Consider the following 20271-nt stretch of genomic DNA (forward strand, 5'->3'; position numbering starts at 1 on the left):
TGTCGAATATTAGAAATTAAACGGGCATCGCATGAAGCAAAAAAATGACAAAAAAAGTGCTTATCCACTCCTTAAGGAGCAGCAAGCACTAGTTTTTTGCTGAAGGAATGTGAATGATGGCTTCTGTGCCCACACCTTTTTTACTGCTAAACTCAATTTTTCCATCCATCACCTCAATAATTCGAAAAGTTACCATCAATCCTAATCCGGTTCCTTTCGATTTCTTGGAGTAATAAGGCTCGCCTAGTCTCTTCAGGTCTGCCTCATTCATTCCTTCCCCATTGTCTTTGATCGCAATAACCACATTGTTGGAATCATCCTGATAGGCTCGGATTAATATTGTCCCATCTTTGTTTAATGCTTCAATGCTGTTTTTGATAATATTGATAATTGCCTGCTTTAGCTTCGATGAATCGCCGCGAACGTATAAATAAGGTGATAAATCCGTCTTGATGACACCACCTTGCATATTCGCTAAAGGCACCAGTATCCCCTCAATTTTTTTGAGCTCCTCAGCAACATTCAACAGCGACATCTCTTCAAGCTGGGGTTTAGCGAATGTTAAAAAGTCGGTAATAATATCAGAGGCTCGATCCAGTTCATCTATAGCCATCCCCATAAATCCTTTCTCTTTATCATTCGTTGATTTCTCGCTGAGCAGTTGAAGGAAGCCTCTTGTCACTTGCAGCGGATTTCGAACCTCATGCGCAACCGAGGCAGCCAACTGGCTGATAATATCCATTTTTTCAGAACGTTGAAGCTCATTATTAAATACATCTAGCTGTTTGGAGTAGCTTACAACCTGTTCATAATTCAACAAAACTCTTCTTGCCAGTATAAGAATTAAGGATGAAATAAAACTAAAAATGCCCCACTTCCAGTATATCAAATCATAATTCGCATTTTGAATAAAATACAAGCTGATTTCTATGACTGCTATCATTGCAAATATGCCGAATCCTATTGTGATAATAATGGCTTCTCTATTCTTTTGCAGACAATACTTGATAAAACAGCCAATCAGCACCATATTGCCAATAATGACCGTTCCGGCAAAAGCAGCCAACATGACAACGGCATAATATTTTTCAATTTCATCCGATATAAATGAAGCAAGCAGCCATATGAATGAAATCGTTGAAACAACGACCTGCACCTTTCTAAAGCGAGTTATTAATCCGTAGGGACCTCTTCCAAATATTTTCTCAAAAAAGATAAAAATAGAAGGCATCACTAGATTAGAGCTAATATCGAACATATAATAAATGAAAAATCCGTATTCCTTATATACCGTATGCACATATGGAGAAAGAGAGAGAAGCATGACTCCGATTGAAAAAATAAAGACAGAAAGGGAGCTCAAACCGGACAAATAAGATTTATTCAAAAACAAAAAGCATAGCAACATGCCCAGCGATACAAATAAAAGCGTTGCTCCAATTGCTACATCGAACATTTCCTGCTTCATAAAAGCTTTACTAAGAATCTGTCCTTCGCCAATAATGATCGGTTTTTTTAGACCCAACCAGTCTGAATCAGTATGCAAAAGAATATATACCATATGATTAGCTTCGTTTTCTGAAATAGACAAAAGAATTTCGTTTTTATTATAAGCATAATTCCGATGCGACTCATAAACGAGCTTATTATTGATAAATATCGAGACATCTTTGGCAATCAACTTGCTTATTAATAAGACAGGCCGTGCGAAATCATTTTCCGGCAGCTTAAACCTGAGCCATGCAGCTTGAATATTAGCTGGCTTCTCAGGCAAACCATCCACATAAGTGAAGGTTTGCCATTTGCTCGACAGCCTATTTGAAGCAGCGTTCTGGACGGTAGGTTGTGAATTGTCCTCCCACATCATTTCCCACTCTGTTATAACGTCACTCGTAGAAGTCGATAACGCATAGGAAGTAGAGGGAAGAAGCGGAATGGCTATTAATATAATTATGACGAGAACCCATACAAATTTATGTGTAGCTTTCATTGAACACCTCAGAATGTAAAAAATAAATTTCTTTCTTTTCTACTATGATTCGACAGCCTTTGATAAGCCTCCTTCAAACATTCCACTATTTTCTAAAAAGGACTGTCATTCCAGCAAACCGTTTGATCAAAATAAAAAAGCCGCCCCATCCGGTCATTGACCCCATGAGACAGCTTCTTGTCCTTACTTTATGCGAAGCAAAGCAAGAGCATGCCAACTGCATTGCTCATTATTTGCTTGCTTGAATGCCCTTCATCCAGCCGAGCAGCTTGAGGCTAACCTGATCCAATTGTTCCTGTGCAGTAATAGCGGCTTGTTTATCACCCTTTTGAGCGCCGTAGGAGCCGAATTGACCATGGTTGCCGCCTTCGATCGTGACATATTGGGTATCGCTAGGCATGAACGCCTTTCCCTTGCCCCACTCCTCCCGGTTCAGCACGCCGTCGTTAGACGCCGTAATTTGCAATACCGGAAGCTTGGCATCGGCGAGGCTTCCAGCCTTTTCGGCATAAGCCGCCAAGAAGAAAATACCGTTGATTTGATCCAGATGCTCCGCAGCATACCTTGAAGCAAAAACACCGCCAAGCGAGTGCCCGCCTATGACGTAACTCTCGTCAGGGTGCTCAGCAATGAAGGCATCCGCTTTGTTTGGTCCCATAAAAGCAAGATTGATCGGCATGCTTGCGATATAAACGCGGTGACCTGCCTCTGCCAGTTCACGCGCAAGCGGTGCATAGCTCTTCGGGTCAACCAACCCTCCAGGATAAAATACAACATTAGGCTGTATAACTGCTGCCTCACCCGCAGCAGGTTCAAAACGATAGCCGGCTTGTCCAATGCTGACCGTTACCTGCTCGTCGCTTTTCATCGCTGCTTTAGCTTCTGGCGACGGCGAATAAACCATGATTTGATACACGATAACGACCGTTAATAATAATGCCAATACAATGCCTGCCGTCCAAATCAGCACCTTTCTGCCCCGGCTCTGTTTTGGTTTTGGCAATGCTGCTGAATCTTGACTCATTTCATACACACTTCCTTTAATTCAGCATACTCATCAACAGTTGCTGTGATTTCAAAGCCTCCTCGCCATCTACGGCGACTTTCTTATCCTGAAGGATGCAATCCACAAAATGATGTACGGCATCCTCGAAGCCGCGCTGATTCAATATCGTCTGCCAAGACGGCGGAAAGGTTGTTGTCAGCTTATCATCCCGCTCCACCTCTAGCAATCTCATGTTTTTCACGCGAATAATCTCGCCTGCTGCGATGATCTCAAGCTGCTCTAAGCTCGTTCCGGCATTGCGGTGCATGGCAGTCGTTACGGTATAACCGTCTGGAGTGCTGTAATGATGCTGGGCATGCAGCAGTTGATTCTCCTCGTTGATCCGAACGATCCCGTTCTGCAAAGACGCTCCGCCATCAGCCAGCCACCTTGCCGTATCTACCAGATGCAAATAATCATCCAGCATCGTAAAATCTACCGTATGCGGACCAATCGAATTCGTACGGTGCTTCTCCATACGAATCCATGCTGCCTGCGACATGCGCTGCTTCGCCTGCACGTATAGCGGCGCGAATCGGCGGTTGAAGCCCACCATCAGCTTTCGGCCATGTCTCGCGCTCAGCTCCGCAAGCTGCTCTGCCTCATTTAGAGTGGCGGTAAGCGGCTTATCTACATATACATCCTTGCCCAAATCAAGGAGCGTAGATACGACTTCAAAATGTGAATCTGTCGAGCTATGTACAAATACCGCATCACAGCTTCGAGCCAGCTCAGTCAAGCTATCGAACGATCCGATTCGATACTCGCCGCAAATGGCCACTCGCTTCTCCGCGCTCGGAGAGTAAGCGCCCACAAACGTCCAATCCGTGGCTCGCGATAATAGGGGCAAATACACCTTTTGAGCGATACCACCAAGTCCAACCATTCCTATACGAAGCTTATTCATCACACTGCCACCTTTTCATTTTTTTAGCCTTGCAAAAGCATATTAACAAACTTTATATCCGCGGGAGCGAATGAATAATCGGCCAACTGTTCCGGACGAACCCAGCGATACTCATCATGATCAATTAGCGAAATTACGCCAGCAATAAACTTTGCACGATAAGCAATCAATTGGATAAGGGTATTACCGTACCAATGCTCATTCATGCCAAAATACGCTAACACGTCGATCTCGATGCTCATTTCCTCCATCAGCTCTCTGCGCAGACATGCCTCAGGCGACTCCTTCTCCTCAAGCTTCCCGCCGGGAAACTCCCAAAGACCGCCCTGCGATTTCTCTATTCTACGCCTAGCAATTAGCAACAATCGTTGCTCGTTCTCGATTATAGCTGCTGCTACCCGAATCAATCAGACACACATCCTCCATCTGCAAACTCCTTATGTGTCCATTTTGGTGTTCATGAATGAATTTTGCAAGCAAGATTAAAACGACTCCTATGCTCACAGCTCTCCTTTTTCTGGTAAAATATATACTTAGGCTATTGAAACGATCAGAAAGAGGACTTGTTTGATGACAAAAAGGACGAACCCTAGTTACAGAAAAAGACTGCTTACGCTACTTGTTTTGATTATTTTTTTGGCTGCCATGACTTTAATTCCTTTGCCCTACTATATCTATCAGCCCGGTACGGTCGAGAAGCTTTCGGACTATGTCGCTGTTCAGAGCGGCAGCGCCTCGAGCAATGGCAGCTTCAACCTAACGACCGTCTATTCCTTAAAAGTAAATAATGCGATGACGATGATCTACGGCTTGATTACGAAGGATACTGAGATTAGAAAGTCGGATCATGTGCGCGGAACGCTCACGGATGCCCAGTACGGCGCACTGATGAACCATATGATGAAAAGCTCGCAAAGCAACGCGGTTGTTGCTGCGCTCAGCAAGGCTGGAAAACCCGTTTCCTTAACGTATAACGGCGTCTTTGTGCAGGCGCTGCTTCCCGGCTCCAAGGCAGCGGGCGTGCTTTTTCCGGGCGACGTGATCGTCGAGGCAGAGGGCAAAGCGGTGAAGCGACTGAGCGACATTGCTGCGATTTTGACAGCTAGAAAGCAGGCAGACGAAACGCTTGAATTAGTTGTGCAACGGAGCGGAGAGCGGATCAATCTCAAGATTCAACTCTATGAATCTGCACCAGGTACAGCTGAGAATGTCCTTCGAATTGGAATTGTTACAGACGACATTTATACGTTTGAGTCGCCTGTGAAAGTCTCCTATACCGAATCGGAAATTGGCGGCCCGTCTGCAGGACTTATGTTTTCACTGGAAATACTCGATCAGTTAACCGAGGGGGAGCTGACAAATGGCAAGTTTATCGCAGGCACAGGGACAATTGATGCGAGCGGTCGCATCGGACAAATAGGCGGTATCCGCGATAAGATCATTGCCGCCGCGCATGCTGGCGTAGATATATTCTTTTGTCCTGCCGATGTGCTGGCTAGCGACACCAATGAGAAGGATATATTGGATGAAGCTCGCAAGAGAGGCTATAAGATTACGATTATCCCCGTTCGCACGCTTGAGGAAGCGGTGCGAGCGTTGGAGCGTGCCGACAACTAACCCATCGCAAAATAAAAATGTATGTTGATGACATCTGCTTACATCTCCGCTACAATAACTTTAGGTGAAGCACACCGCTTGTTCTCTGGACTATCGTCTGAAGAACGGGCGGTGTTTTTTTATTTTCAGGAGATTGGAGCGGATAAGAATGATGGAAAATCGAATAATGTTTGGCGGCATGGATATAGGAGCTGCTGGCTGGGGCGAATCCGAGCGAGCAGATCGGGAGTGGATTGTTAAACATACGGAGCTGCGCGATCCAGCAAGCGAGCGTAGACGTCGGTTAGTGGAGCGAGACGATCATGGAGAGCAGCTATTTGCGAACAAATCTTGTAAGCACTATTAGAGGTACAGAAGCTTCCGCTTCTGGACGAGTATTAATTTTTTGTTAAAGCCCTTCAATTCACGCAACTATTAAAGCAAACCTTGCGTTTATGAGGATAATTAGACCATGCATAAAAAACAACATTAGGATACTGAAGGGGAGGATTATGGATGCGAAGAAAAGGGGCTGCTGCGTTGATGTTGGCAGTGTTACTGCTGTTTGCTCCCGCCGCCGGGGGACCGTTCAAGAAGCTGGTTTCCGCGGAAGCTGATATTCATCTTGTCGTGCGAGGTACGGAGCTGACTTTATCTACCGATGCTTTTATCGAGAATGGCAATACCGTCGTTCCTTTGCGAGAAATTTCGGAAGCGCTGGGAGCGGAGGTCAGCTATGAAACCGGAACAAACGACAAGCAAATCATAACGTTGAAGCGTAATGACCGCACCGCTTCGCTTACGATCGGCTCCGCCGTCATGACCGCTAACGGCAAGAGCATTCGATTAGATGCACCCGCTCGGCTCCATCATGACGTAACGATGGTTCCGCTTCGTGCGATTTCCGAGTCGCTGGGCACGGTCGTAGCTTGGGATGCTTCGAAGCGAATCATATCGATTGACGATCCAATAGAGCTGCCGGCTGTTGGCTCGGAAGAGAAGCTCCGCGAGCTCATGGAAACGATGGGCGCTCATAATCAGCTGTTAAACAGATCAGGAGTTGTGGTATATGGAATCAGCAGGGAAGAAAGCGCTGAAGCCTCCGCTCCCGCCTCTGATGAATCAAAAAGCAACAGCGACTATTCGCAAACGAATGTACAGGTTGGTGGAGTAGATGAGGCAGACTGGGCCAAAACCGATGGCCGTTTCATCTACCAGCTTAGCGGCTCGCGCGTCCTCATTTCAGACATTGCAGATTCCGCGAAGCCGAAGCTTGCCGCAACGCTCGACTATCCGGCAAAGGACGGCTTTACCCCGCAGGAACTATATGTTGATGACAAGCGATTAGTCGTCATTGGACAGCGTCAAGTCAGACTGCCTTATAATACTGTAACTGAAGGTGACCAACCTGTACCCGGCGGTGCCGCCAGCAGAGAGAGCGGACTTGCAGTTGAAGCCCCTTCCGATGCAAAGCGAGGAATATGGATGCCCATACCGATGCTCTCGACTGTGAAAACGTTTATTTACGAGCTGAATGAAGCGGGGCAGCCTAAGCTTGGGCGCGAGACCGAGCAGGAGGGCAGCTACAGCTCCTCACGCAAAATCGGCAGCGCCTTGTATGTCGTAACCAACAAAAATAACTTTACGTATCCGCTATATGATACGGGCAAAGACGGCGGCAATGGTGCAAAAGATCAGCTCGCTGCCTCCTTTCAGCCCATGTATAGCGATTCGGCGGTATCCAAAGAGCTGAAGTCGCTGCCGCTTGATTCGATTCGTTATTTCCCTGAATCGCCTGATGCGAATATGCTGCTCGTTGGCGCGATCGATCTTGATGCCGCTGACCAGCCTTTGCAATTATCTGCATATCTCGGTTCAAGCCAGACCATTTATGCCTCGGAAAAGCATTTGTACGTTGCGATCTCCAAATATACGGCCGATGGAGACGCCTATAAGCAGGAGACGCAGATTTATAAATTCCGTCTTGATCAAGGACGAATCGTCTATATTGGCGAAGGCTCGGTTCCCGGCACGATTTTGAACCAGTTCTCCATGGATGAGCACGAGGGCTACTTCCGGATTGCCTTGACGAAGGGCGATATGTGGGCAAGGGGCAAAGACGGCTCAACAAACAATCTTTTTGTGCTGGATGAGAAGCTGAACACGTTCGGAAAGCTGGAAGGCTTAGCGCCGGGCGAGCGCATTTACTCCGTCCGCTTCATGGGCGGCCGCGCTTATATGGTTACCTTCCGCAACGTTGATCCGCTGTTTGCCATTGATCTAAACAATCCGGTTAAGCCCGCTGTTCTTGGACAGCTGAAAATTCCCGGCTACAGCGACTATCTGCATCCTTATGACGAGAACCATATTATTGGCTTCGGCAAGGAAACGGTCGAAATTCCGTCGAAGGGGATGGACGCAGACCAGACGATGGCCTTTTACCAAGGGATGAAAATTGCCCTGTTCGACGTCTCTGACGTTAGTCATCCGAAGGAAAAATTCAAAGAAACCATCGGTGATCGCGGTACGAATTCTGAGCTTCTTCATGATCATAAGGCTCTTCTCTTCTCCAAGGAAAAAGGGCTTCTCGCTTTTCCGGTTGAGCTGCTTGAAATCAAAAACAAAGAAACGCTTAAGCCTACTGACTCTCTCGCTTACGGGGAGTTCACTTATCAAGGAGCCTATGTGTATGGCATTGACTTGAAGAAGGGCTTCACGCTGCGCAGCCGTATTACACATCTGACAACCGAGGATTTCGCAAAGAGCGGGCAATATGGTTACGATTACGAAAAAGCGGTACGGCGCATCCTCTATGCAGGAGATACCCTGTATACGCTGTCCGATCATATGCTGAAAGCAAACAATCTGTCGAGCTTAAAGGAAAGCGGATCGCTCGCCTACCCGGCTAAGCCGAAGGAGAACACCGTATATCCAGATGGGCGGCAAGTACAGCCTGTGCTGATTACCGAATAATCATCCTTTCATAGCTCGCCGCTTGAACAAAAGATCGCCCGCGTCTATCCTAAAGAGGGTAGCTCGCGGGCGATCTTTTTATCTTTGGAAAATAAAGGATTAGACTGCCGCTGATTTATTTAACAATCGTTCTCTGTTTAGCTTAATGCCTAATCCGACACTTGAAGCACCGGAGGGTGCCTAAGATACAGGACACCGGGCTTCGTTTTTTATTTCTTTACAATTGGAATCCATACCTCGCAGCGATAATCTTCGGACATCGCATCTCCTGGCGGATAGAGCTCGAAATCGGGTCCCTCGGCCTGCTCATATCCCGTAGTTGGGAACCATTCCTGGTAGATACGGCCCCAAACCTCTTGAATCGCTCCGGGCATCGGACCGATGGAGGTAAATACAGCCCACGTGGCTGAAGGAATCTGTATGAATTCAAATCCTCTATCGGACGCTGCCGCATCAGTCTCAACCGCAATCGCGTATTTAAAGACCTCACCATCCTGCTTCGTATCATAGCAGAGTCCCAGCATTTCTTGGGTTTTTCCTAATGCAGCAATTCTTCCGACAGTTCCATCCGCGTGACTATCTTGCCAAAACTTTGGAATCTCTTTTGAATTCTCTCCCTCCATAGTAGATGTTCGGATCGATTTTCCTATGACGTTGAAAGCCTCTTTTTGCACAATTCTGTAGTCCATTTCTTTGTCTCCCTTCAGTGATAGGTGGAAAGAGATGCGAGGAAAGGCCTTCAGTTGAACGCCAGAATTCCGGGCGTCGGAGGGTGAAATACCGTGTAGTTTGCGGAATGCCTTGGAGAACGACTCAGGCGATTCGTAACAGTACTTCATGGCGACATCAATCACCTTCGGACCGGACAGCGCGAGCTCTTGCGCCGCCAAGGTCAAACGTCGTTTCCGTACGTACTCGGCCACGGTCATGCCCGTCAGCATAAAAAACATTCGCTGAAAGTGATAGGGGGAGGAGTACGCGGCCTTTGCAAGTTCCGAGATATCCAAAGGCTCCTCCATCTTCGCTTCCATCAAGTCGAGCGCCGACATCATTCGATTCAGCCATTCCAATCGCAAAAACTCCTTTCTAAGAACATGGTACCACAGCTAGGTAATACCAACCTGTCATTGTGTGCGGTCGTATGACAGACGCTGACATGTTACTCATCCCACGCTACGAACGATCTATTACTCTGATACGGCATATCTGTAATCAAACCAGTGGCCGCGATAAGGAGCTGGTTCATCTATTTTAATTCCGAGCTGCTCAGCCGCTGCCCGCGGCCAAAAGGGATTCCGCAGCAGCTCCCTGCCAACCGCGATCAGATCTGCACGCCCGTTTTGCAAAATTTCCTCCGCTTGCAATCCAGATGTGATCAGCCCGACTGCCGCAGTTGGAAGACCTGAGCCGCGCCGGATCTGCTCCGAATAGGGCACCTGATATCCGGGATAAACCTTAGGTTTGTCCGGATACACGCCTCCGCTGCTGACATCAATCAAATCGACGCCTAGCTCTTTCATCCGCAGCGCATAATAAACATAGTCCTCTGCGCGATTCCCCTCGGGTCCGTACTCTTCAGCCGATACCCGCACAAACAAGGGACCCTGCCAGACGCAGCGGATTTCTGTAATGACCTCCTGCAGAAGTCGAAATCTTTTTTCCCTTGTGCCCCCGTACTGATCGTCCCTCTTGTTCGTATATGGCGAGAGAAAATCGTTAAGCAAATAGCCGTGCGCGGCATGAAGCTCAATAACATCGAATCCGGCTGCTGCCGCACGTATGGCTCCTGCCTTAAACGCATGCACAACTTCCTGCACCTCTTCTATTGTAAGCGCCCTTGGCAGCTTTCCATTTACCGCGATTTCCGAGGCGGATACCGCCATTCCCTGCCTGTTCGTTTTCCGTCCGGCCAGCCATAGCTGGATACCTGCCTTTGATCCCTGTGCTTGCAATAGCTCCGTCAATTCCTTCAGCTTGGGAATGTGCTTGTCACTCCAAATGCCAAGTGAACCGCTGTCTCTCCCCTGCTCCATCACCGCGCTTACTTCCAGCATGATTAAAGCAACCTGCCCCAGCGCTCTTGCTCCATAATGCAGCTTATGCCAATCTGTCGCTATTCCATCCTCGCCTGCGGACACCATTCCCATAGGGGACATCATGATGCGATTTTTGAGCTCCACGTTACGAATGGTAAATGGCGTGAACAACAAACTCATATCGGTTCTCTCCTCTCATAATCCTTTACAAAACGTATCTTTATTTTATATGATAATTTCCAAGTATTGAATGGAATAACAACGGACTTATTCTCAGTTCATCTTTATTTTCATCATAAAATATCACTCTTACTTATGTTTTTAAAGGAGAGGTTAAAATGGACCAGCTTGACCAAAAAATCATTGCCATCATGCAGGAGCAAGGAAGAATTTCACTGACGGAATTAGGAAAATTAGTCGGCCTCTCTCCGCCTGCCGTTACGGAAAGGGTTCGAAGACTTGAGGAAAAAGAAATCATCAGTCAATACCGCGCAGTTGTCCCCGCACAAAAGATCAATAAAACGATGACCGCATTTCTGCTCTTTCATACTAAAAATTGCGAAGGACTTGTCGAATTTTGCAAGCAAGCTGACGATTTAATCGAATGCCATCGGATAAGCGGGCAATACAACTACTTGCTGAAGGTCGTAACGGAATCCATGCAATCGCTGGAGGCTTTTATCAACGCATGCGGCAAATTCGGCGACTCTACGACGATGATCGTCATGTCTACCCCTATTGACTTCAAGCCGCTTATTCCTCTCCTTGGGGAATAATGTTTAGTTCTTTTATTTTTTAGACTACCTCAGCGCCAAAAATCATGGTTGCACATTTTTATCACAGTTGTTATCATCATCCCAGTATTTACCAAACGTTATACTATTCCAATAAAAAGGCGGTTTGCACAATGGCACAGCCCTATGATTTGCCCCTTGATCAATTACGTGCATATAAACCGGCTTTGACGCGTCGAGATGACTTTGAGGATTTTTGGACTGCGACGCTAGCCGAGTTGGCCAATGTACCGCTTGCTTACGAGCGTTCTGAACTGAGCTATCCGGTGAAGGGCTTGAAGGTTTACCGCGTTTTCTACCAAGGCTTTAACGATGCAAAAATCGAAGCGATTCTTGCTCTGCCAGACCAGTCCGAGCCGCTGCCGGGCATCGTATCCTACCACGGCTACAATTGGTGTGTTGACGGCGATATACACGACACGGTTAACCTAGCCTTGAAGGGCTATGCCGTTCTAAAAATGTTCTGTCGCGGCCAGCACGGAGAGAGCCAGGATAATGTCATTTCATCTAACGGCCATGTTGCAGGCTGGATGGCCAAGGGCATCCAGAACAAAGAGGAATATTATTACCGTGCCGTCTATATGGATGCTGTGCGCGCCATCGATGTATTAGCTGCTATGCCGGAGGTTGACGCTAGTCGAATCGCGGTAACCGGCGGCAGCCAAGGCGGAGCGATTACGCTCGCTGCAGCTGCGCTATCGGAAGTGCCTAAGCTTGCTGTTGCTGATCACCCTTACTTATCGGATTTTGAGCGCGCAATCGACGTAACGCCGCGCGGGCCATACAGCGAGCTGAACGATTACTTCCGCCGCCATTCAGGCAGCCCGGCAATTGAGACCAACGCGAAGGAAACACTAAGCTATTTCGATATTATGAATCTAGCACCGCGAATTCGCTGCTACTCATGGCTGACCATCGGGCTCATCGACGATATTACGCCACCGTCCACAATTTTTTCCGTCTTCAACCATTTAGCCTGCGAGAAGGACATCGCCGTTTACCGTTACTTCGGGCATGAGCTTGTACCTGGCTCGATTGCGCCGCGCCTGCAATTATTTATGGACTACTTGCAAAGCTAGAGCGCCTTGAACGACAAAAAGATTGGTCAAAAAGAATTTGCTGAATAGGACAGTCCCATATATTAAGCGAAAAAGCCTCCAAACCCACTTTAAAAGTGGAGTTGGAGGCTTTGCTTGCTTATTCAGCCGCATTTTTATGCGGAGCGAAAAAATACCCGGAAGCCCCTTTGGCGAGGTGGTTCACTGAAACCGCTAAAAGCCGCGATAAGAACGCATATGCTCTTATAGCCAACAAATGGATGTGTTTTGTGTGCTTTAAGCGCACATATGCGCTTATAGCATCGAATAGGCGTACTAGAATCCACTAAAGGCCGCGATAAGAACGCATATGCTCTTATAGCCAACAAATGGATGTGTTTCCATGAGCTGTAAGCACATATATGCGCTTAAAGCATCGAATTGGCGTATCAGAAACCGCTAGAGGCCGCTATAAGAACACATATGCTCTTATAGCCAACAAATGGATGTGTTTTGTGTGCTTTAAGCGCACATATGCGCTTATAGCATTATCCCCAAATCTCCTATAGCGTTATTGAAAAAACAAATTTAAAACATCATATATGGTTAGCCCCATTAAATGAAATCTCTACATCTGATGCCGCTGAATCAAATCCCTCTTCAGCTCCCATAACGCTTCACTTAAATTGACGCGGTACGCTTCAGCGTTCAGCTTCCGCAAATATTGCGGCCAAAACAGCTCGAACTGCCCCAGATGATAGCTGCGAATCTGATCCAAGCTTGGCAGCTTGTACACCAATTCACCCTGCATAAATATAGGTTTTAATAACGGTATCGCTTCATAGTGTTCAATGTATTTATGAATATAAGGATGAATGGGATCAAAAAGCTTAATTCGCTCTCTCCGTTCAAGCTGCGTCTCCTCTTTAAGCGTAATATAATCCGCCTCGGCCTTGCCGGTTTGTGTATTAACAATTCGGTACAGCTCCTTGAAGCCTGGAGTAGATACCTTCTCCGGGTTAGCCGAAATTTTTATAACCGGTTCGTAGCTGCCGTTCTTCTCACGCGCGACCAGCTTGTATACACCGCCGAGCGACGGCTGATCCGTAGCGGTAATCAGCTTCGTCCCAACGCCCCATACATCAATCTTTGCGCCCTGTGATTTGAGATTAGCGATAATTGCCTCATCCAAATCATTGGAAGCAACGATTTGCACGTAGGATAGCCCCGCTTCATCCAGCATCTTCCGCGCCATTTGAGACAAATACGCGAGGTCTCCGCTATCCAGACGGATCGCATTCATCCGTTTTCCTTGCTTCTCTAATTCATGGGCAATTTTTATTGCGTTCGGAACCCCGCTTTTGAGCGTATTATAGGTATCAACCAGCAGCGTCACATAGTCAGGCAGCGATTCTGCATAGGCGCGGAAAGCATCCTCCTCTGTGTCATGTCCCTGTATCCAAGAATGAGCATGCGTTCCTTTGGCAGGAATGCCAAAGAGCATGCCCGCCCGCATATTGGAAGTCGCATGAAAGCCGGCAATATAAGTGGCCCTTGCTCCCCAAATGGCAGCATCAGCCTCCTGCGCGCGCCTCGTCCCGAATTCTAGCAGCACATCATCCGGCGCAACCTGCCTAATACGTGCAGCCTTCGTTGCGATCAGCGTTTGATAGTTCATGACGTTAAGAATCGCGGTCTCTACAAGCTGCGCTTCAAAAATGCGTGCCTCCACGCAAAGCAGCGGCTCGCCGGGAAAAACAAGCGTTCCTTCCTCCACCGAATAAATATTGCCCGTAAAACAAAACTCGCGCAGCGCATCCAGAAACTCTTCCTTGTAATTCTCCTCCTGGGTACGCAAATAGGCAATTTCCTCATCGCCAAAATGGAGCGAGCGGATATAGTCCACAATTCTCTCTAGTCCCGCAAATACGGCAAAGCCGTTTCCGAATGGAAGCTTACGAAAATACGTTTCAAATACCGCTTTCTCATTCATCGTTCCTTGCAGCCAGTGCGCGTACATCATATTGATTTGGTATTTGTCGGTATGAAGTGTCAAATTATTATAGCTCATCCCATTAACTCCCTTCCTCTAGTACTCTTTCCTTAAGTCGAATCGATCACTCAAAAAAAACAAAAAATACGCCTTTGAGAGCGTCATAGCCGTCTCGATGGCGCATTATAATTTCAACTGACGTATTCTTTCTGATAAAAGTCCACGCCCGACCGCAGTGGGCTTCACCAAAACCGCTTCAAATTCATGGACTTTCATTTGAACCAGCCCTTCTCCTTGAAACGCGTAATTGCTTCAATACGATTGCTGACGTCAAGCTTATCGAGAATGACGGAAATATAGTTGCGAACCGTTCCAGTTGTAATGAATAGCTCGCTCGCTATTTCCTTCGTGTTTTTCCCATCGGCAACGAGTACAAGCACTTCCTTCTCCCGCTCCGTTAATGGATTCTCCTGGCCGTATGCCTCATCGACCAGCTCCGAGGCGAAGATGCGCCTTCCCGCCATGACGCTTCGAATCAAATTGGCAAGCTCCTCGCTTGGGCTGTCCTTCAGCAAGTAGCCGCTCACGCCTGCTTTGAGCGCTCGTTCAAAATAACCCGACCTTGCAAATGTCGTCAATATAATGACCTTGCAGCCTTGCCCCTTCAGCTCCTCGGCAGCATCGAGCCCCGTCTTAGCCGGCATCTCGATATCCATAATACAAATGTCTGGCTTATGCTGATGAACTAAACCTATGGCGTCTTCTCCATTGCTCGCTCTACCGACGACCTTCATGTCCTCTTCCAAATCAAGCAGCGAGGCGAGAGCGCCCAGCAGCATGCGTTGATCCTCGGCAATGACGATTCGAATCATAACCCTCAATCCCTTCGTTCGCTAAGCGTTAGTTTTGTTTAATCACATTCGGCACTTTAATCACGAGGGTCGCCCCGTCATCATTCACGATATCCAAGCTGCCGTTTACAAATTCAAGCCGCTCTCTCATGCCTTGAAGCCCATGCCCACCGAAATTTCTAGCCGAATCTGGAATGCCGACGCCATTATCCTTCACCTTGAGCAGAAAATCGGTTCGCAACGAGTCAATCGTTACGGTGCAGGCGGATGCTCCGCTATGCTTCACGACATTCGTGACCGCTTCCTTCAAGCACATGCTGAGCACATTTTCAGTCAATAGATCCGTTTGGCCCAGCCTCAAGTCGCCTTCGAGCTCAAACTCGATTTCTGCCGCCTTCAAAATCTGCTTTATCCGAAACATTTCGTCCTCAAGCCTCGTGCCGCGCATCTGCGTAACCAATTCCCGCACTTCCTTTAATGCCGTTCTCGCCGTCTGCCGCACGTCATTAATTTCAGCCTGCGCCTGCGCCGGATTTTTAACCATCAGCTTGCCAGCCAGATCGCTCTTTAGGCCGATAAGCGAAAGCTTCTGTCCGAGCGTATCATGCAAGTCACGTGCGATCCGCTGCCTCTCTTCGAGTTTTACAAGCTCCGATATTCGCTTATTCGCATCCTCAAGCTGACCTTCAAGCTGCCCCTGCTTATTTCTGCTGTACGTATTGAAAGGAAGCAGAATAACGACGATCAAGCTAATCAGAATGAATGGAAACTGCGTGAAAAACAATGAGTTTTGAGTAGCAAAGCCATAATTGACTGTAACGAACGTACTTACGATATGAATCGTATACAGGGTGAAGAAACCGGCTCGATTCTGAATGTTTCCGATAAAGAAAGCCAAAAAAATCGAAAAATAGACGTAGCTGAACAACATCGTCATCGCAATCGATATGACGATTTGCACACTCGTCCAGAAGTATACGAGCCATCCTTTGGAAATGAAGGACAACCGATAACAAATAAAGAACAGGATAATCATAATAATGCCGGAGACGGCCTCATAGGGCGAGGACGACCTGAAAATAAAGTAAAAAGGCAGAATACAGAAGACTACCCATACATAAGGGCTCAGGCCTGTTTGCTTATGAAAAATCTGATACCATTTGTTCATGGTCATCCACCCTTTTTTCTATGCCATACTCTGTTTGCGTTTATCGTTATTATCATTTTAGCATATACGATTGTCGAAGTATTTATTTTCCTAGTAAGCGCCAAAAATGCCAGAAGCCAGCCTTTAAAGGCATGGCTTCTGTAAATCATTGCTATATTTACTTAAACTTCAAGCTTGGTTGCGTTGCTTTAAGCTTCTCTGAAGCGGATTCTATTTTCCGAAGACGCTGCTTGACCCCTTTGAAGCTGACAAACTTCTTCTCGGTTTCATCCCATAGGCGGAATTGGAGCGATTCCAAGCTTTCGCTTATCGTAATCGTCGTCGCTTTGTGAAGCGGCGGCGTCGCATTATGCGCTTTTTCCAAGTTATAATTCGGCACTTTCGGGCTTAAATGATGGACATGGTGGAAGCCGATGTTGCCTGTAATCCATTGCAGCACTTTAGGCAGCTTATAGTAAGAGCTTCCGTCAACTGCAGCCTTCACGTAGCTCCATTCGTCCTCATTTTCAAAATAAGAATCCTCGAATTGGTGCTGTACATAGAACAACCAGATGCCGAGCAGACCCGATACAAAGAACACAGGGCCTTGCACAAGCAGGAATGCTTGCCAACCGATCGCCCATACAAGCAAAGCGTACAAACCTACGATCGAAACATTCGTTATATAAGTATTCATCCGTTCCTTGCGTCTAGCGCCTTTCACGTTAAAACGATATTGAATTAGAAATACCCCAATCGGGCCAAGACCAAACATAACGAGGGGATGACGATACATCCGGTATGCGATGCGGCGCATCAAAGGAGCTGCTGCATATTCTTCTATGGTAAGAATCCACAAATCGCCAGTGCCGCGTTTATCGAGATTACTGCTCGTTGCGTGATGAATGGAATGAGAGTTTTTCCACTGTCTATAAGGAACAAGCGTCAACACGCCTGTAATGGTACCAAATATGTCATTAGCCTTTTTGCTTTTGAAGAACGAACCGTGGCAGCAGTCATGGAAGATGATGAACGTCCGAATCACGAAGCCAGAAGTAAGCAGCACCAAAGGAATAGTAAGCCAGTACGATATCGAGAGACTATAGTAAGCGGCATACCAGAGCAGAACAAGTGGTACTAAGGTGTTGATAAGCTGTCTGATGCTCGACTTTAAATCTGTTTTCTCAAATGGGGCAACTTCTTTCTTCAAGTGAGCTAATTTCGGTTCTGTCATCGCATTCTTCCTCCTCAATATGACGCTTGGAGTGTATCCCGGACGTCTAACGCAGTATTCTAACTTTATTGTAAAGAAAAGTGTTAGGTTCTCACAGTCATAAACGTCAATACGAATGCATGACATATGTCATATAGCGAGATGGAAAGTTACCGGGTATATGTAACAAGTCCCAGAAATAAACAATAAAGGGCTATTCAAAAGAAGCTTTCGCCTCTTCCAGATAGCCCTTATTCATAGCTTCTGACCTAAATCGCCCAATTCCCTTTACGGAAGATCGGTACACTGGTGCCGTCCTTCGTAATTCCGTCGATATCCATCTCTGCCGAGCCGATCATGAAATCGTTATGCGTAATGCTTGCGTTAACGCCATGCGCCTCAAGCTCTTCCGGAGACATCGTTTTGCCGCCCTCAATGTTGAAGGCATAGCCGCTGCCTATTGCAAGGTGATTCGACGCATTCTCGTCAAACAGCGTATTGTAGAACAAAATATTAGATTGCGAAATCGGCGACTCATGCGGTACGAGCGCGACTTCTCCAAGGTAATGCGAGCCCTCGTCGATATCAACCAGCTGCTGCAAAATCTCTTGTCCTTCCTCTGCCTCTACCTTCACGATCCGGCCATTCTCGAACGTCAGCTTGAAACGATCGATAATGTTGCCGCCGTAGCTTAATGGCTTCGTGCTTGAAACGTAGCCGTTCACGCCTGTTTTGAGCGGCACTGTAAATACTTCCTCCGTAGGCATGTTCGCCATGAATGGAACGTTGCTTACATTCGTGCTCCCCGCTGCGACCCAGATATGCGACTCAGGCAATTCAATCGTAAGATCGGTGCCGGGAGCGGTGTAATGCAATTTGTGGAAACGGTTCTTGTTCAGCGTCTCGCCTTTGCTATGTAAGTTCTCGTTGTGCTCTTCCCATGCTTTAACGGGATCTTCCGCATGCAATCTGACGGAATCGAAGATCGACTTCCATAGCAGCTCAACCGCTTCCTCTTCCTCTGCTTTAGGGAAAACCTTCGTCGCCCATTGCTTGCTGGCGGCAGCAACGACTGTCCAGCTTACTTTATCGGACTGAATCGCTCTGCGGAATTCCTTTAACCCTTGGCCCGAAGCCTTCTGGAAGCTCGAGATTCGGCCCGAATCGATCCCTTTCAGCAAATCAGGGCTTGAGGACACGATGGAGATAAAAGCTGCGCCGCGCTCTACGAATGAATTACGCTTGCCTGTCTCCCATTCAGGGAACCGCGTGAACACCTCATCCGCTGCTTTCTCATATTTCAATCTAGACAACGAATCGTCAGTCCAATCGACATGCACGTTGCTCGCGCCTGCTGCATAGGCTTTGCTAGCCACAAGGCGAACGAGCGCCGCATTATCGACAGCCCCTGTTACAAAAACCTCTTGCCCTTGCTGAACGTTCACACCGATTTTTACGATTAGTTCCGCATACTTATCTAAATGATGTTCAAATCCACTCATGATTCGTATTCTCCCTTCCATAATAACGACTAGGTACAGCATGTAAATACATGTTATAGCCTAAATTGTATCGAATTAGGAAGCCTATAGTCAAATGACGCAACTCGGAGCTTCGTCAGCGTCATACAATGAACGTCTGTCATTCTGTTCACACGCCATAATGCTCGTTCATTGCTTTCACTTCCGTCATAACCTTTGCCCTCAGCTCATCTGGTTCAACCGCTTGTATGCGCGAGCCATAGCTCAGAATAATTTCGCAGGCGGACGACAGCATTTGAAATTCAACATCTGCTGTCAGCCAGCCCTGCCGCTCGGATGGCTTGCTCTCGATTACTTTGACATATCGCTCCTTGGACAGCCGTGCTAATACCGATTCGTCCAGCCTCACTGTCGCGGGATATTGCGGCAATCGCTGCTTGAACTCGCCCATTGACTGCTCCCAGTAGGCTGCCAAATCGAAGTCATATGGCCGTTCAAACCTCTCCTCCAGCACTTCGGCTTCCAATAGGCGCGAGATACGATAGGTTCGCATCTCCCCCTCCACATCACCGACCACATACCATACGCTGCGCTTGGCAATGAGGCCTAACGGTCGGATGATTCTCTCGACTTCGCCATCCTCCCGCTGGTAGCGCAGCCGCAATAGGCGTTCCTCCCATACAGCCTCCTGCACGATAGACAAGAATGGGTTCGACTCCTGCATCTGGTGCCAGCCCGCTCCGTCGATATGAATCTTTTGCCTGGCGAGAGCTGCGCCCCTGCTCACTTCCGCGGGAGAAGCCGCGAGCAGCTTCTGGACGGCCGCATCGTACTGACCCTCAATACCTAGATCGCCGAGCAGAGCTGAATGGCTGGCGATAAGTACAGATACAAGCTCATCGGTATGCATGCCGGTAAGGTTCGTCCGATAGCCCTCGGACAACACCCAGCCCCCATGCAGCCCTCTCTCCGCGTACACCGGAACGCCCGCCTCGCTTAACGATTCCATATCGCGAATAATCGTCCGCTCGGACACCTCCAGCTTTTCCGCCAACGCCTTGGACGTTATTTTTCCGTTGTTCTGCATCAACAATACGATAGCGATCAGCCGTCCCGCTCTCATGCGCCATTCCTCCTTAGCCCATTCAATCCGATTAAACCCTTTATTTCATAATAGCATGAATATATGACAGTAGCTGTCGTATATT

General features: G+C 47.6%; 17 protein-coding genes. 5 read left to right on the forward strand and 12 right to left on the reverse strand.

The genetic code is table 11. The annotated features are described in order from the left end of the window. Nucleotides 1-88 precede the first annotated feature (88 nt). The 4 genes from AC1TPC_RS15240 to AC1TPC_RS15255 all read right to left on the reverse strand — a co-directional run bounded on the left by AC1TPC_RS15240 (nt 89) and on the right by AC1TPC_RS15255 (nt 4349). Complete coding sequence (locus tag AC1TPC_RS15240; protein WP_482067673.1) at nt 89-1774, reverse strand: ATP-binding protein; 1686 nt, start codon at nt 1772-1774, stop codon at nt 89-91. Between the two features lie 445 nt (nt 1775-2219). Continuing rightward, complete coding sequence (locus AC1TPC_RS15245; RefSeq protein WP_482067674.1) at nt 2220-3014, reverse strand: alpha/beta hydrolase; 795 nt, start codon at nt 3012-3014, stop codon at nt 2220-2222. A 16-nt stretch (nt 3015-3030) separates the two neighbouring features. Further along, nucleotides 3031-3942: a Gfo/Idh/MocA family protein gene (locus AC1TPC_RS15250; protein ID WP_482067675.1), complete on the reverse strand. Its 912-nt coding sequence runs from the start codon at nt 3940-3942 to the stop codon at nt 3031-3033. A 23-nt stretch (nt 3943-3965) separates the two neighbouring features. Beyond that, nucleotides 3966-4349: a (deoxy)nucleoside triphosphate pyrophosphohydrolase gene (locus tag AC1TPC_RS15255; protein WP_482067676.1), complete on the reverse strand. Its 384-nt coding sequence runs from the start codon at nt 4347-4349 to the stop codon at nt 3966-3968. A 163-nt stretch (nt 4350-4512) separates the two neighbouring features. Between AC1TPC_RS15255 and AC1TPC_RS15260 the strand changes: the two genes are divergently transcribed. From AC1TPC_RS15260 to AC1TPC_RS15270, 3 genes are all read left to right on the forward strand, one after another. Further along, nucleotides 4513-5559, forward strand: a complete 1047-nt coding sequence (locus tag AC1TPC_RS15260) for a SepM family pheromone-processing serine protease (RefSeq protein ID WP_482067677.1) — start codon at nt 4513-4515, stop codon at nt 5557-5559. Nucleotides 5560-5707: 148 nt separating this feature from the next. Continuing rightward, on the forward strand, nt 5708-5905 hold the full coding sequence (locus AC1TPC_RS15265) for a hypothetical protein (protein WP_482067678.1): 198 nt from the start codon (nt 5708-5710) through the stop codon (nt 5903-5905). A gap of 149 nt (nt 5906-6054) precedes the next feature. Beyond that, a complete protein-coding gene (locus AC1TPC_RS15270; RefSeq protein ID WP_482067679.1) occupies nt 6055-8511 on the forward strand; it encodes a beta-propeller domain-containing protein in 2457 nt (818 codons plus the stop codon). 209 nt (nt 8512-8720) lie between these two features. Here AC1TPC_RS15270 and AC1TPC_RS15275 read toward each other — a convergent pair whose 3' ends face one another. Then, nucleotides 8721-9587 carry an AraC family transcriptional regulator gene (locus AC1TPC_RS15275; protein WP_482067680.1) on the reverse strand — a complete coding sequence of 289 codons (867 nt, stop codon included), beginning with the start codon at nt 9585-9587 and terminating at the stop codon, nt 8721-8723. Nucleotides 9588-9698: 111 nt separating this feature from the next. Next, nucleotides 9699-10727 (reverse strand): NADPH dehydrogenase NamA, encoded by a 1029-nt coding sequence (namA, locus tag AC1TPC_RS15280; RefSeq protein ID WP_482067681.1) that lies wholly within the window; start codon nt 10725-10727, stop codon nt 9699-9701. Between the two features lie 158 nt (nt 10728-10885). Here namA and AC1TPC_RS15285 point away from each other — a divergent pair, with 158 nt between their 5' ends. Further along, on the forward strand, nt 10886-11323 hold the full coding sequence (locus AC1TPC_RS15285; RefSeq protein ID WP_482067682.1) for an Lrp/AsnC family transcriptional regulator: 438 nt from the start codon (nt 10886-10888) through the stop codon (nt 11321-11323). A 131-nt stretch (nt 11324-11454) separates the two neighbouring features. Beyond that, nucleotides 11455-12420, forward strand: a complete 966-nt coding sequence (locus tag AC1TPC_RS15290; protein WP_482067683.1) for an acetylxylan esterase — start codon at nt 11455-11457, stop codon at nt 12418-12420. Between the two features lie 586 nt (nt 12421-13006). On the opposite strand, the gene AC1TPC_RS15295 is transcribed toward AC1TPC_RS15290, so the two are convergent. The 6 genes from AC1TPC_RS15295 to AC1TPC_RS15320 all read right to left on the reverse strand — a co-directional run bounded on the left by AC1TPC_RS15295 (nt 13007) and on the right by AC1TPC_RS15320 (nt 20186). Beyond that, the gene (locus AC1TPC_RS15295) at nt 13007-14449 is read right to left on the reverse strand and encodes a nicotinate phosphoribosyltransferase (protein ID WP_482067684.1); all 1443 of its coding nucleotides are present in this window, start codon (nt 14447-14449) and stop codon (nt 13007-13009) included. A 194-nt stretch (nt 14450-14643) separates the two neighbouring features. Continuing rightward, a complete protein-coding gene (locus tag AC1TPC_RS15300; RefSeq protein WP_482067685.1) occupies nt 14644-15243 on the reverse strand; it encodes a response regulator in 600 nt (199 codons plus the stop codon). Nucleotides 15244-15271: 28 nt separating this feature from the next. After that, on the reverse strand, nt 15272-16390 hold the full coding sequence (locus AC1TPC_RS15305) for a sensor histidine kinase (protein WP_482067686.1): 1119 nt from the start codon (nt 16388-16390) through the stop codon (nt 15272-15274). 157 nt (nt 16391-16547) lie between these two features. After that, on the reverse strand, nt 16548-17603 hold the full coding sequence (desA, locus tag AC1TPC_RS15310) for a Delta(5) desaturase DesA (protein ID WP_482067687.1): 1056 nt from the start codon (nt 17601-17603) through the stop codon (nt 16548-16550). 248 nt (nt 17604-17851) lie between these two features. Continuing rightward, entirely contained in the window at nt 17852-19084 is a 1233-nt protein-coding gene (locus tag AC1TPC_RS15315) for an aminopeptidase (RefSeq protein WP_482067688.1), read from the reverse strand. A 148-nt stretch (nt 19085-19232) separates the two neighbouring features. Next, entirely contained in the window at nt 19233-20186 is a 954-nt protein-coding gene (locus AC1TPC_RS15320; RefSeq protein WP_482067689.1) for a helix-turn-helix transcriptional regulator, read from the reverse strand. Between the last annotated feature and the right edge of the window lie 85 nt (nt 20187-20271).

It is taken from the genome of Paenibacillus sp. Y280 (assembly GCF_056786335.1).